At 45.8% G+C, this 13,106-nt stretch carries 11 protein-coding genes; 2 read left to right on the forward strand and 9 right to left on the reverse strand.

Annotated elements, in window-relative coordinates; genetic code table 11:
- Positions 1-41 precede the first annotated feature (41 nt).
- The 5 genes from NE638_RS04720 to NE638_RS04740 form a co-directional block, all read right to left on the reverse strand.
- Positions 42-1,646 carry an FMN-binding protein gene (locus tag NE638_RS04720; RefSeq protein WP_173745838.1) on the reverse strand — a complete coding sequence of 535 codons (1,605 nt, stop codon included), beginning with the start codon at positions 1,644-1,646 and terminating at the stop codon, positions 42-44.
- A gap of 143 nt (positions 1,647-1,789) precedes the next feature.
- Entirely contained in the window at positions 1,790-4,039 is a 2,250-nt protein-coding gene (locus tag NE638_RS04725; RefSeq protein WP_173745839.1) for a penicillin-binding Tp47 domain C-containing protein, read from the reverse strand.
- Positions 4,040-4,165: 126 nt separating this feature from the next.
- Positions 4,166-5,230 carry an FAD:protein FMN transferase gene (locus NE638_RS04730; protein WP_173745840.1) on the reverse strand — a complete coding sequence of 355 codons (1,065 nt, stop codon included), beginning with the start codon at positions 5,228-5,230 and terminating at the stop codon, positions 4,166-4,168.
- 3 nt (positions 5,231-5,233) lie between these two features.
- Positions 5,234-6,007, reverse strand: coding sequence for a 4Fe-4S binding protein (locus NE638_RS04735; RefSeq protein ID WP_173745841.1), 774 nt, complete (start codon positions 6,005-6,007; stop codon positions 5,234-5,236).
- Positions 6,004-6,606: an FMN-binding protein gene (locus NE638_RS04740; RefSeq protein WP_173745842.1), complete on the reverse strand. Its 603-nt coding sequence runs from the start codon at positions 6,604-6,606 to the stop codon at positions 6,004-6,006. Before NE638_RS04740 ends, NE638_RS04735 begins: the two co-directional genes overlap by 4 nt.
- A gap of 447 nt (positions 6,607-7,053) precedes the next feature.
- Between NE638_RS04740 and NE638_RS04745 the strand changes: the two genes are divergently transcribed.
- The gene (locus tag NE638_RS04745) at positions 7,054-7,428 is read left to right on the forward strand and encodes a NusG domain II-containing protein (RefSeq protein ID WP_129974765.1); all 375 of its coding nucleotides are present in this window, start codon (positions 7,054-7,056) and stop codon (positions 7,426-7,428) included.
- Between the two features lie 115 nt (positions 7,429-7,543).
- Complete coding sequence (locus tag NE638_RS04750; protein ID WP_173745843.1) at positions 7,544-8,032, forward strand: Gx transporter family protein; 489 nt, start codon at positions 7,544-7,546, stop codon at positions 8,030-8,032.
- Between the two features lie 1,148 nt (positions 8,033-9,180).
- On the opposite strand, the gene NE638_RS04755 is transcribed toward NE638_RS04750, so the two are convergent.
- From NE638_RS04755 to NE638_RS04770, 4 genes are all read right to left on the reverse strand, one after another.
- The gene (locus NE638_RS04755; protein WP_092069774.1) at positions 9,181-9,969 is read right to left on the reverse strand and encodes a DUF975 family protein; all 789 of its coding nucleotides are present in this window, start codon (positions 9,967-9,969) and stop codon (positions 9,181-9,183) included.
- A 100-nt stretch (positions 9,970-10,069) separates the two neighbouring features.
- Positions 10,070-11,278: an aspartate kinase gene (locus tag NE638_RS04760; RefSeq protein WP_118608874.1), complete on the reverse strand. Its 1,209-nt coding sequence runs from the start codon at positions 11,276-11,278 to the stop codon at positions 10,070-10,072.
- A gap of 21 nt (positions 11,279-11,299) precedes the next feature.
- A complete protein-coding gene (locus tag NE638_RS04765; protein ID WP_021652697.1) occupies positions 11,300-12,511 on the reverse strand; it encodes a homoserine dehydrogenase in 1,212 nt (403 codons plus the stop codon).
- 4 nt (positions 12,512-12,515) lie between these two features.
- Positions 12,516-12,968: an ACT domain-containing protein gene (locus tag NE638_RS04770; protein ID WP_021652696.1), complete on the reverse strand. Its 453-nt coding sequence runs from the start codon at positions 12,966-12,968 to the stop codon at positions 12,516-12,518.
- Positions 12,969-13,106: the final 138 nt, after the last annotated feature.

Here is a 13,106-nt window from a genome sequence, read left to right on the forward strand (position 1 = left end):
CTTAGATTCAGATGTTTATAGCTGCTCCAACGTTCACCCGGTTAATTCTTTGCCTGGGCAAGGGCTTTTTGTGCAGCGTCCAGGATCCCTTCGGAAGAATATGTGGCTCCGCTGACAGTATCGATTCCATCCGCCGACTGGTTTGCCATGATCTGAGAATAGATCGTGCTCCATGCAGGATCAAAAAATTCCGGTGTATCCTGATTTGTCTGCTCAATGGATACGATCTGGCCTCCTGAGATCGTAATTATCAGATATGTTTTTCCTCCATATCCAAAAGCCGAGCCTGTATACGTTCCATCTCTGTACATTCCCACCGGTTCCGGTGCTTCCGTTGGCTCCGGTGTTGCATCCGGCTCATCTGTCCCTGGTGTTGGAGTTACATTGGGTTTTTCAGGAACCGGCGTCACATCCGGGTCGTCCGGCTCCGGCGTCGGGGTTGCTGCCGGCGTCTCTGTTGGCTTCGGTGTGGCTGTTGGTTTCGGCGTTGCCGTAGGTTTCGGTGTGGCTGTTGGCTTTGGTGTCGGTTTCTTTGTCGGAGTTGGTGTCGGTTTCTTTCCATACTCCGGATTGATCGCTTCTTTAAGAGCTTTTTTTACAGCGTTGAGAATTCCGTTGGAGGAATAGGTTGCTCCGCTGACTGCATCAATATCATCTACAGAATCCGTACCAATGATCTGTTCCTCCAGCACGCTCCATGCTTTTTCAAAAAACTGCTCCGTGTCCGTATTTTCCTGTTTCAGGGCTTCGATCACTCCATCCTTGATGGTCACAGTTACCTTCACGTCTCCATTGAAGCCCTTTGCCGAAGCTGTATATTTACCGTCCAGATATTTTTGGGGACTGTCCGGATCTTCCGGTTTCTTTGTAGGAGATGGTTTTTTTGTAGGTGACGGAGCTGATGTCGGAGTTGGTAAAGCAGTTGCTGCAGGTGTAGGGGTGACCTGCTGGCTGTTTCCATCTGCCGCTGCCTGGGAGAGGGCATTCTGAACTGCCTGGATGATTCCGTTGGAGGAATAGGTTGCTCCACTTACTGCATCTACATTCGGTGTATTTCCGGCGATCATCCTGCTGATCACACCCTGAGCTGACGCAAAATACGACGCAGTTTCTCCAGATGCCTCCAGAATATCTATGGCCGCAATCTTTCCACCGCTGATTGTTACTCTCACGCGAATCGTCCCGCCAAATCCGGTTCCGCTTCCTTCATACGTACCGTCCTTATATCCATCTGCCGGAACGCTTGCTACCGGTGTCTGCGTGGTTCCCTGTCCTGCGGCGCTGGCATTGCTTTTTGCAGATTCGGAAACCGTTCTTGTACCTGAGCTTTTTTTCGCTGCTGTTTTTTTTGCACTTTTTTTCGATGAGCTTTTCTTTTTTGTTGTACTGTTTTTCTCAGCTGTGGCAGTTGTGCTGTCAGAAACAGTATTTTCTTTTTCATACCCGAGATATTTTTCCAGCTCTGAAGCGGACATTACGGTCGTCTCTGCCTGCCCGACTGCTTCTGTCTCTCCATCAGAGCCCTTCGCCTTTATGCCTGAAAACACAAGCGCCGCAATCACAGCAGCTGCAGGGACCAGCTTGGTCCAGGGTATCTTCGGAGTATTTTTTTCCTCCTGCTTTTTATCTTTCAGATCTTTTTCCATGCTTCCTTACTCTCTCCTCTTTTCTTGCGGCCTCTGTCAGACATTGCTCTTCAGAAATCAGCAGACCTCTGCCGCAGACATTGCTCTATGTCTGCGGCAGAGGCTTCTGGATATCTGTGATCACATTCGGTTCAACAGCAAAATTATTTAACTGTTACCACAAATTTCTTTGTAATTCCGTTGCATTTCACTGTGATCGTTGCTTTACCTTTTTTGATTCCCTTTACAACACCCTTGCTGTTTACAGCTGCAACTTTTTTATTGCTGCTTGTATATGTAACCTTGCCTGCAGGTGCTGCTTTGGATCTGATGGTTGTTGTTTTACCTTTTTTGATCGTTGCAGAAGATTTTACAAGACTGAATGCAGGATTCTTGACAACTACCTTGCAGGTTGTCTTCAGGGCTCCTGCCTTTGCTGTAATCGTAACGGTTCCTGCTTTGATTCCTTTTACAACACCTGTTTTGCTGTTTACAGTTGCAACCTTTGTGTTGCTGCTTGTGTATTTTACAGTTGCAGATGGTGTTGCAGTTGCTTTTACAGTTGCTGTTTTTCCTTTGTAGATCGTTACGGAAGCCTTTGCGAATTTAATTTTAGAAGCTTTTACTGTTACCTTGCAGGTTGCTGTGGCATTTCCGACCTTTGCTGTGATAACTGTTGTTCCGGCTTTTACACCTTTAACAACACCCTTACTGCTTACCGTTGCAACCTTTGTATTGCCGGACTCAAATGTCACTGTTGCATCGCTGTCATTTGTTGTTGCCTTAAGAGTCGTTGTTTTTCCTGTATATACAGCTGCTGCTGTCTTATCAAGTGTAACTGTTACTTTCTGAAGCTCTTTCTCTGCTCCCTGAAGATGTTCAAGCGCTTCATTTACCTCAGCCTGACTTGCGTCTGTTTTTGCAAGAATGTCTTCTGCTTCCTGAAGCTCACCGGCAAAGGACTTCCAGGTTGCAATTGTGTAATCCTTCTCTGCCAGAGCTTTTGCAGCTTCCACTTCCGTTTTAAGGCTTGTAAAATCAGTCGGCTCCATTGTAGGATTTACGATATTCTCTGCAGTTGCCTGGAAGCTGTAAGTATAGTCATTATATCCAAGAGCATACACTGTCAGTTTCCAGTATCCTGTTCCGTCTGTTCCTCCCGGAAGCTTGCAACGTGCAGATTTTGTAAGTCCAAGCTGGATTCCCATTGCTTTATGCATCCAGTTATCTGCGGCAAACTTGGTTCCATAAGAAGCGAGGCATTTTGTATATGTAGAATCATCTCCATAATAATCCCAGCGTACAGCCTGCATATTTGCACCAAGATCGCCATAATTTCCATTGAGATCCACACGGAGGAATTCACCGTAGCTTCCGCTTGCTGCTTTTACACTCGGCTTGATCTCTGTTGCTGTTTTTAACGCCTGATCCTTGATACCGGAAGCTGTTCCGTCTGATTTTCTTGCTGTAAATGTAAAGCCGTCACCATTTTTCTCCACATATTTCAGACCATTTGTCTGTGCATTTACGTCTGCCACAAGGCCTTTGTAATACTGGAGATTGTTTTCACTGTATCCTCCAGAGAGCACAGCTCCATCCTGTACAACATTATACTTTTTGCAGAAATCTGCAAAATCTGCGGTCTTAACTGCTACCGGGACATATTTCAGACCATATATCTCATAATGATCCATCGTATAGGTTTTTCCATCTTCTGTTGTTATACTGCCTCTGTTCCATTTTACCTTGGAACCGTCTGTAAGATAAAGTGTGCTTCCTTTATCCTCCCAGTAGGATACGTCGAATCTGGTTCCGTCTTCAGCAATGATCGTAGCTTCTGTCTGATAGCTTCCTCTGTGGAGTCCATGATTTGCAGTCGCTCTTGTTACTGTATCAAAAGCTCCTGTATCAAACTCACTATGTGAATCCTTCTCTTCTGAAGAGCTTGTATCTCCAGCTGCATATACGCCTTCTGCTGCCCAGTACTCACCCCAGGTAAGTCCTGCATATACGTACTGATACTCGCCTGTCAGCTGGTCAGAATCGGAAAATGCTTCCGCCACTTCATCGCCTTCTGTGAAATCCTCTTCCCCTGTAGAGAACGGGTCTGCTTCCTCTGCTGTATCTTCCTGCTGGATATCCTCTGTCTCGTCTGCAGCAGCTTCTGGCACTGCTGCATCCTCTGCTGCTTCTTCTGTTATGTCTGCAGCATCCTCTATAGCTTCTTCTGCTACAGCTTCAGTATCCTCTGCCGTTTCCTCTGTGCTAAAATCCTCCGTATCTCCTGCCTCTGCCTCGGAAACCACGGCTGCATCAAGATCAGATGCCATTACAGCGGTCGGAAAGGTTGTTGCTGCCACTGCAAGACTTAAAATGCATGGAGCTGTTTTTTTCAATAGATTCCACTTCTGCATTGCTTATTCCTCCTAAAAATATGATATATTTATAGAACCCTTTCCAGGTTTACTATCGCAAGTACTGCGGATATGAGCATTCCCCTCTGCCAAACAATCATAAACCGGATCGCCGGGAGATCAGCTTCACTCTGCAATATCCTCCACACTATAGGAATCCGCAAGCAGGCTGAACCGCTCCTTCATCCCCTTAGTGAGATACACATGATGGTCTTCATCCACAAAAAGTCCGTCTGCACCGTAAGCTTTCAACAGCTGTGTCCCTTTTTCCACCCCCAGCACAAAACATGCTGTGGAAAGCGCATCTGCCTCCAGACCTGAGTCACAGACTACCGTTACCCCGGTCACTCCGCTTTCTGCCGGATAGCCGGTAGACGGGTCCATAATGTGGTGATACCTTACACCATTTTCGATAAAATATTTCTCATAATCTCCGGATGTGGAAAGAAATTCTGTACCATTTAAGGCAACCACACCAAGATAGTCATCCTCATTTTCAGCTCTGGGATCTGTCACTGCCACATTCCAGGAAGAACCATCCGGCTTGCTTCCGTAGGTCATGACACTGCTTCCTCCCAGATTCATAAGTGCTGCTGTTACATCCTTCTTTGTTTCCAGTTCTTTAAGGATCAGGTCACAGCCAATACCCTTTCCCGCTGCTCCAAGATCCAGAGAACAGCCCTCCTCCATGTGGACCGTATTTCCGTCAAGAAAAATCTTCTGATATCCGGAATCCTTCAGAACATTCTTAATTTCTGCTTCTTCCGGAATTTTCTGGTTTTCCCCTCCAATATCCCACAGGCGGATCAGCTTCCCGATGGTTGGGTCAAAGGCTCCGTCAGAATCCTCTGCGATCTTCAGAAGACGTTTCAGGTATCCGGAAAGCTCGTCGGAAATCTCCGTATCTTTTCCGCTGTCTGCATTCACCTTATAGATCTGGGACTTCTCATTGGTCCAGGAAAGAAGGTTCGTCTCCACATCTGTCAGCACAGCTGTCAGCTTACTGTTTATATCGTCACCTGTGGTATAGAGTGTTTCTGATACCACAGTATCCATTGCAAAATCTGTATCGGTATATGTCTGTACATCATTTTCCGAAGCAGCCATGCACAGCACAGGAAACAACACCGCAATTCCTGTAAATGTAACTGCTGCCAGAAAAGTTTTCTTTTTCAGAGCCTGATATCTCATAGATCATTTTTCCTCAATTATTCCAATGTGAATATTTTTTCTCGGGCATGCTGCGGCACATGCGTGGCAGCAAAGACATTCGCCGGATCTGCCTGTGTCGCCGTCGATATCCAGATGAGCCGGACATCTTTTTTTACAGAGACCACATTTCGGCGGACATTTCTCACGGTTTCTCCGAAACAGTGCACCCGGAAGGATTGGCATTAATGCAAAAACCGCTCCCATGGGACAGAGAAACTGGCAGAAAAACCTTTCCTGTGTACACATTCCCACAATGATCAGCACCAGGAGCACAATTCCCACCAGATATTTGCTGTTCGGGAGCCGTCCTGCCGTGAGCATGGAAAAAACATCCCACGGGCTGGTTCCCGTAAGCTTTCCGTATACACCTGTAAGGCAGGAAAGCAGGATCAGTGCCAGTACGATATATTTGACTTTCTGAAGCCCGTGAACCATTTTTTCGGAAAGATCCGGTTTCTTTTTTTTGTGAAAGCATTTCATCCGGATCCAAGAAAAGCCTTCATATACGGCATCTCCGAAAGATCCGAATGCACACGCATATCCGCAGAAATGTCTTCCGAAAAAGCAGGTAAAGATCAGAAGCACTGCCGTTACAGTCAGAAAGGAATTCCACTCCACCGGCTGACCGGCCGCAATGGCAAGAAAGATCGATTTGATACCTGCAAAGGCTGTAGAAAACAGAGACGGGGCGGCAATAAAAAATGCCAGCTGTATTCCCGCACGCATCAGCCTTACCTCCCGCTGTCTTTTTTTCATGAGTTTTCCGCCTTTCCAAGTGCCGCATCCACTGCGTTCAGGATTCCTGTGGAGCTGAACGTTGCTCCAGATACGGTATCCACATCTGTACTCTGAGCACTCAGGATGGAATCGATCACACTCTCTGCCTGTGAAAGATATGCACTGTCCTCACCTGGGGCGCTGACTACGTTGATGGATGTGATCTCATCACCGGTAAGTGTCACCTCCACCTGAATGGTCCCGCCGTATCCCTCGGCTTCTCCTGTATAGGTTCCATCTTTATATACATTATCGGAATCTGCGGTTGCTGTGTCCTCTGCGTCTGCATCGGATACATTGCCGTCTGAAGTGTCTGTTGTTTTGTCATCGCCTGCTGTATCTGTATCACTGCTGCCTGATCCTGCAGATGCTGCCTGATTCTGCATACGATTTACATAACTCGTCTCCAGCGCACTGAGAAGTTCATTCTGCTGCTCCTGAAGTGTATCTACCTTATCTGTCAGAGCCGCGATCTCTTTTTCATTTGCCTGAGCTTTCATGCTGCTGTTATAAAAAAGTACAGCCAGGATCACCAACAGTAAGGAGATCACTCTCATATAAAAATTCAGATTTTTCATCTCTTTTCTCCCTTGTATTTTTAACAATTCTGTAAATTGCTGCATCAGACTCACGCTATGCGAACATATATTGCTACGTCAGATGCTCTCGATCCAGTCCTGTAATCTGCGTATAACTGTCTTTTGGATAAATTATATAGTTTTTATCCATATACATAAATTAGTTTTGATTAATCTTTTTTATAAAATTAGACGATGCTAACTTACAGTTAGGTATTATATCACCTGTTTTTTTTCTTGTCTACACTTTTGTTAGTAGTTTATAACTTTTTCCAATATGAATTTTTCTGTTATATGTCTTTTATAAAAGAAAAATCATCGCCACTCCTCCCTTTCCGTTGGGAACAGCTGTATGAATTATGGTTAGATATCATTAACTTATGTTTGCCTTTTAATTTCGATTATGATATGATTTTTCTGAATCTGTAACAGAAATGGAGATTTGTTTTGAAGAAAAAAGAATTGATTTTTATTGCCGGGATCCTGATTCTGGCGGGGGTTCTCTGGCTTGGTTTTCAGATTGCGGGGAAACGTTCCCATAATACGATCCGTATTACCGTTGACGGAAAAGAATTCGGAACCTATTCGCTTTCCCAGGACCAGATCATCCACATCGGAGACACCAATGTCTGCGAGATCAAAGATGGAAAAGTTACAATGATCGAAGCAACCTGCCCGGATCATTACTGTATGAAACAGAAGGCTGTGGACGAGCACGGCGGTTCCATCATCTGCCTTCCTAATAAGGTTGTGATAGAAGGGGAAAATACTGCAGAGGATTTGGATTCGGAGAGTTCGCCTAAAATTGATGCGGTGACATAAAATTTCCGGAGAATATGCGTAATACGTGTTCTCCGTAGAGTTTTCTCTGACAGACGGTATTCTGTCTGTGCTGTTTCTGCAACGATATTCCTGCAACAAATGAAAGGATTTATTTATGAAACGAAAAACAGCTTATCTCGGATTATTTGCCGCAGTAGCGATCATTTTTGGATATGTGGAGTCTCTGGTCCCTATATTTACAGGGATTCCGGGTATCAAGCTCGGGCTTGCAAACCTGGCGGTGCTTTTTATACTGGACCGATATTCTGTAAAAGAAGCGGCTCTCGTGTCCGTTGTCAGGATCCTGGTGATCGGATTTATGTTTGGAAATCTGTTCAGTATTTTGTATAGTCTGGCTGGCGCTGCGCTTAGCCTGACTGTGATGGATCTTTTGAAAAAACATTCCGGCTTCAGTCTGATCGGTATCAGTGTGGCCGGTGGTGTCACACATAATATCGGGCAGCTGATCGTTGCCATGATCGTGGTGAGCAATACGAGTTTGATGGTTTATGCACCGGCACTGCTGGTGTCAGGTGTCCTGGCGGGGATTCTCATAGGTGGATTGACAAAGGAGGTTGTGGGACGACTTCCTTTGAATCTATAATTATGTGGTTTACTTTTTGGATTATGGTTTTCACTTTTTTAAGTGAGGGGAAATTGTGTGGTTTGATTTTTTAGATTATAGTTTTCACTTTTTGAAGTGAGATAAATTGGGTAGTTTGATTTTTTGGGATTGTAGTTTTCACCTTTTGAAGTGAGAGGAAATTGGATGGTTTGATTTTTTTGGATTATAGTTTTCACTTTTTGAAGTGAGATAAATTGGATAGTTTGATTTTTTGGGATTGTAGTTTTCACCTTTTGAAGTGTGAGGAAATTGGATGGTTTGATTTTTTTGGATTATAGTTTTCACTTTTTGAAAGTAGGTAATTTGCGAGAAGGGGAAGCACTCATAGTTGCGAAGGCCGTCTCCCCTTCTCGCGCTCTTCCCCTCCTGGCCACGCCGCTGTGATGCGTTGTGGAACGTGTAAGTGCATCGGCTCAGTCCTGTATTCTGCTGTATCGGCAGTGACAGGCTGAGCCGATTATTGATTCGGCCATGTATTCTGCTGCACTGGCAGTAGCAGGCTAAGCCGATTATTGATTCTGTCTTGTATTCTGCTGCACTGGCAGTAGCAGGCTGAGCCGATTATTGCTTCGGCCATGTATTCTGCTGCACTGGCAGTAGCAGGCTGAGCCGATTATTGCTTCGGCACTGTATTCTGCTGTACCGACAGTAGCAGGCTGAGCCGATTGTTGCTTCGGCACTGTTTATTGCTTCTTCACTGTTTATCGCTTCTGGCTGAATGGGAAAGTGGACTGCGTAGCGGGCTTGTTCTCTGGATTGTGGTGTATCGCTGTTATTCAGGAACAGGCTTCGCCAATATATTTACGTCAGCATAAATCGGCTCAACCTTCCACAGCCAACGTAGTAGAATCCATCGCCCCTCCAATATCTTCACATATTCCTACAACCTACAATAGCTGCGTGCCCGGAAAGGGGGAGCTCGAGGGGGAAAAGCGGGCTTCGCAACTTTGAGTGCTTTCCCCCTCGTACCTGCCCATGCCAAAATGGTCCCCCTGAAAGGGAAAGTACCTGCGTCTCAAGCATCCCCCGGAAAGGGCATCACCTGCGTCTCAAGCATCCCCCCGGAAAGGGCATCACCTGCGTTTCATGCATCCTCCCGGAAAGGGAAAACATCCTCCGGAAGGCGATCAGGCTTCGGTTTCATCGTGGAACTGCGGGATCGGAGTTACCGGGGGATAAGAATCCACCGGAGGTTCATCAAACTCTCCGGAAATATTCCGATAGAAAACTGCCATACAGGTTTCTATATAAGGCACCAGCCAGATCAGTGCCAGATACAATGTAAATATGGAAAAAATGATCCACGGAACAAAACTTAAGAGCATTTTCATATATTCCCAGTAATGTCCCTTCATAAGCTTTGCACTGGCTTTCAGTGCCTGCACTCCTTTTATGTCCGAATTATCGGACAGGATGTAATAGCTCATGGTGAACGGCATAGCTGCCAGCAGGTTCAGCGCGAACCCGAGAAGTGTGAGCAGCATGTAAGTTACTGCCCAGTTCATCTGCTCCTCCGTTGTATTTCCCATATTGCTTGTAAAAGAAAACCACGCCAGTGGAAGTGATGTCACCAGATTGATCAATGCCAGCACAAAGGATGCCACGATCACATGATCCGGCTGATGGCTGAAAAAGTACAGAAGGTCTCCGAAAGAGTAGGCTTCCCTTCTGGAAATATTCAGATAGATCCGGTAAAGTCCTGCGGAAAAAATACAGATCACCAGAGAAAGGACAAAGCTGAATACCTCTCCTCCAATGATCGCATACAGGGAATCTCCCGGAAAAAGTGCTGTGGAAATATAGCTTGAAACTGCGCTCATCGCCGCAACCGCAATACTCCCGATCACAGGGACCGTAAAATTACCGGCCAGAGTTTCCCCTGCCAGCTTCTTACAGCCCTTCAGATTTTTTCTCATAATTCTGTATCCCTTCGTTATAGAAGGCGGAGACTCATCCAAGCCTCCGCCCCGTCATTTTTTACTTCAGATATATCATATTCTCATATTTCACATCTGTTTAGTCTGCAAGATTAAACGCATCATGTACCGCATTCATGGCACGTACACCATCTTTCTCGTTAATGAGCACCGTCACACGGATCTCAGATGTTGCGATCATATTGATGTTCACACCCTCATTGTAAAGGCTCTCGAACATTTTTGCAGCAACACCCGGATTGCTCATCATACCTGCTCCTACAATAGAAAGCTTGGCAATGTTTTTCTCCGCATGAAGCTCAGAATAGGCGATGCGTGCCTGGTTAGCTTCCAGAACACCCATTGCATCGTCCAGATCATTTTTATCAACAGTAAAGGAAATGTCCTTGGTTCCGGCACGGCCGATAGACTGAAGGATCATATCCACATTGATATTTTTCTTAGCCAGGGTATCAAAAAGCTTAAATGCCACTCCTGGTGAATCTTTAAGTCCGATCACAGCAATACGTACTGCATCTGTATCCAGAGCAACACCGCTGATCAGCATTCTCTCCACTGTTACTTCCTCCTTTACCACAGTTCCTTCGCTGTTGTTGAGACTGGAACGTACCACCAGCGGCACGCCGTATTTCTTTGCCATCTCCACAGAACGGTTATGAAGCACTCCCGCACCCAGAGTTGCCAGATCCAGCATTTCATCGTAAGTGATCTCCTTAAGCTTGCGGGCATTCGAAACCTTACGCGGGTCAGCGGTATAAACACCGTCCACATCGGTATAGATCTCACAGGCATCTGCATGAAGCGCTGCCGCAAGAGCTACGGCTGTGGTATCAGAACCGCCACGTCCAAGTGTGGTATAGTCATTATATTTATCAATGCCCTGGAAGCCTGTGACCACAACGATCCTGCGGTTATCCAGCTCTCTGCGGATACGTGCCGCATCGATCTTTTTCAGGCGTGCGCTGCTATGTGCACTTGTTGTGTGCATAGCTACCTGAAAGGCATTCAGAGAAACAGCCGGTACTCCCAGACTGTCCATAGCCATGGACATCAGTGCCACTGACATCTGCTCTCCGATGGTAAAAAGCATATCCATCTCACGTTTCGGAGGTTTGTCATTGATATCCTTTGCCATGGTGATCAGCTCATCGGTATACTTACCCATTGCAGAAAGCACGACCACCACGTCGTTTCCTTTTTTGTAATCTTCGATACATCTTCTGGCAACATTAAAGATACGCTCTTTGTTTGCCACAGAAGTACCGCCGAATTTTTTTACAATCAACATGTTCTTTTCTTCCCTTCGACATCAATCCTTTACACGGATCATTGCCAGTACTTTTCCGGTGAGCTTGCTGATCTTCTCATAATATTCAGCCTGCTTCATCACCGGTGTGATAAATCCGAATTCGTCCGGAAGGTCATCCGGCTCGATGGTCTGTACATCACCAAAAGCTTTTTCCACTTCATCCATAGTAGTATCAGACACACGTACGAAGAAACGTCCCTCAACTTCATCCATATCCATAAGCTTCAAGGCATAGCTGCTCCAGTTTGTCATGATATTTCTGTGGAGATGCTTTGCTTCATCCACAACATCTGCAACTACTGCACTTGCAGTCGGAAGCTTACCTGCTCCGCTTCCGTAGAACATGGCATCTCCAAGAACATTTCCGTGCACAAATACTGCATTAAACACATCATTTACACTGTAAAGCGGGCTACTCTGGCCTACCAGGAACGGCGCTACCATTGCATAGAAAGAATCTCCGATCCTGCGGCTTGTGGCAAGAAGCTTGATAGTCATGCCAAGCTCTTTTGCATATTCCATATCTGCCGGTGTGATCTTTGTGATTCCTTCTGTATAAATATCCTCGTAATTCAGGAATTTTCCGTATGCAAGTGAAGAAAGGATGGCGATCTTACGGCATGCGTCAGCACCTCCTACGTCTGCAGTCGGATCTGCCTCTGCATAGCCCTTTGCCTGAGCTTCCTTCAGAACCGTATCAAAATCACAGTTCTCTGTGCTCATCTTGTAAAGCATGTAGTTGGTGGTTCCGTTAAGGATTCCTGTGATCTCATCGATCTCATCTGCTGTCAGCGAGGAATTCAATGCGCGGATGATCGGGATACCACCGCCGCAGCTTGCCTCAAAAAGGAAGTTGATATTTTTTTCTTTTGCGATCTCCATGAGCTCAGAACCATGCTTGGCTACCAGAGCCTTATTGGATGTGCTTACGCTCTTTCCTGCCTGAAGCGCTCTTTTTACAAAGGTATAAGCCGGCTCGATCCCGCCCATAACCTCAACAACAATATCTACCTCCGGATCGTTTACGATCACTTCATAATCATGAACCAGAACTTTCTCAACCGGATCTCCCGGAAAATCTCTTAAATCAAGAACGTACTTGATGTTAATCTCATCTCCAGCTCTCTTGTTAATGCTCTCATGATTGGTGTTGATGACTTCAACAACTCCGCTTCCTACTGTACCGTAGCCTAATACTGCTATGTTTATCATATGCTTACTCCCTGCCTAAAATTTTCAAATAGTGTATACCGTCTCTCTGCTCAATATTCTCCACCATAGCCTCTGCGTCACCTTCTCCCGGAAGGATGTCAACGCTCAGCGTCAGCGTTGCGACTCCGTTAATGGGAATACTCTGATGTATGGTCAGGATATTACCGTGAAAACGGGCAATCGTCTGCAGCACCATTGATAAAAGCCCCGGCTCATCGTCCATCTGAATGATAAAGGTGATGGTCTTTCCCTTGGTCTCCTCGTGGAAAGGAAAAATATCGTCCTTATATTTGTAAAAAGAACTGCGGCTGATCCCGGTCCTTTCAGCAGCTTCCTGAACAGTAGCCACCCGTTTGGATTCCAGCAGTCTCTTGGCCTCAACCACCTTGAGAAGTACCTCCGGCACTGCCCGTTCTCTTACTACATAGTATTTTTTCTTTTCAACCTGTTTCTGCATAGCAACCTCTCTAACTGCTGTTCGCATTGCGGCCAGCAGCCTCCTGTCCGTTTCATAAAGACAACTGTTTTTGTACAAGAGATATATTATCATAATAAAAGAAACTCCACAAGCGCTTTTTTGCCTGCGGAGTCCTTT

This window comes from Blautia sp. MSK.18.38 (genome assembly GCF_024460535.1).
Classification (GTDB): domain Bacteria; phylum Bacillota; class Clostridia; order Lachnospirales; family Lachnospiraceae; genus Blautia_A; species Blautia_A fusiformis.

Bases quoted from the DNA above. Each gene is read 5' to 3' on its own strand.
- NE638_RS04720 (WP_173745838.1), bottom strand. From the start codon at position 1,646: ATGGAAAAAGATCTGAAAGATAAAAAGCAGGAGGAAAAAAATACTCCG.
- NE638_RS04725 (WP_173745839.1), bottom strand. From the start codon at position 4,039: ATGCAGAAGTGGAATCTATTGAAAAAAACAGCTCCATGCATTTTAAGT.
- NE638_RS04730 (WP_173745840.1), bottom strand. From the start codon at position 5,230: ATGAGATATCAGGCTCTGAAAAAGAAAACTTTTCTGGCAGCAGTTACA.
- NE638_RS04735 (WP_173745841.1), bottom strand. From the start codon at position 6,007: ATGAAAAAAAGACAGCGGGAGGTAAGGCTGATGCGTGCGGGAATACAG.
- NE638_RS04740 (WP_173745842.1), bottom strand. From the start codon at position 6,606: ATGAAAAATCTGAATTTTTATATGAGAGTGATCTCCTTACTGTTGGTG.
- NE638_RS04750 (WP_173745843.1), top strand. From the start codon at position 7,544: ATGAAACGAAAAACAGCTTATCTCGGATTATTTGCCGCAGTAGCGATC.
- NE638_RS04755 (WP_092069774.1), bottom strand. From the start codon at position 9,969: ATGAGAAAAAATCTGAAGGGCTGTAAGAAGCTGGCAGGGGAAACTCTG.
- NE638_RS04760 (WP_118608874.1), bottom strand. From the start codon at position 11,278: ATGTTGATTGTAAAAAAATTCGGCGGTACTTCTGTGGCAAACAAAGAG.
- NE638_RS04765 (WP_021652697.1), bottom strand. From the start codon at position 12,511: ATGATAAACATAGCAGTATTAGGCTACGGTACAGTAGGAAGCGGAGTT.
- NE638_RS04770 (WP_021652696.1), bottom strand. From the start codon at position 12,968: ATGCAGAAACAGGTTGAAAAGAAAAAATACTATGTAGTAAGAGAACGG.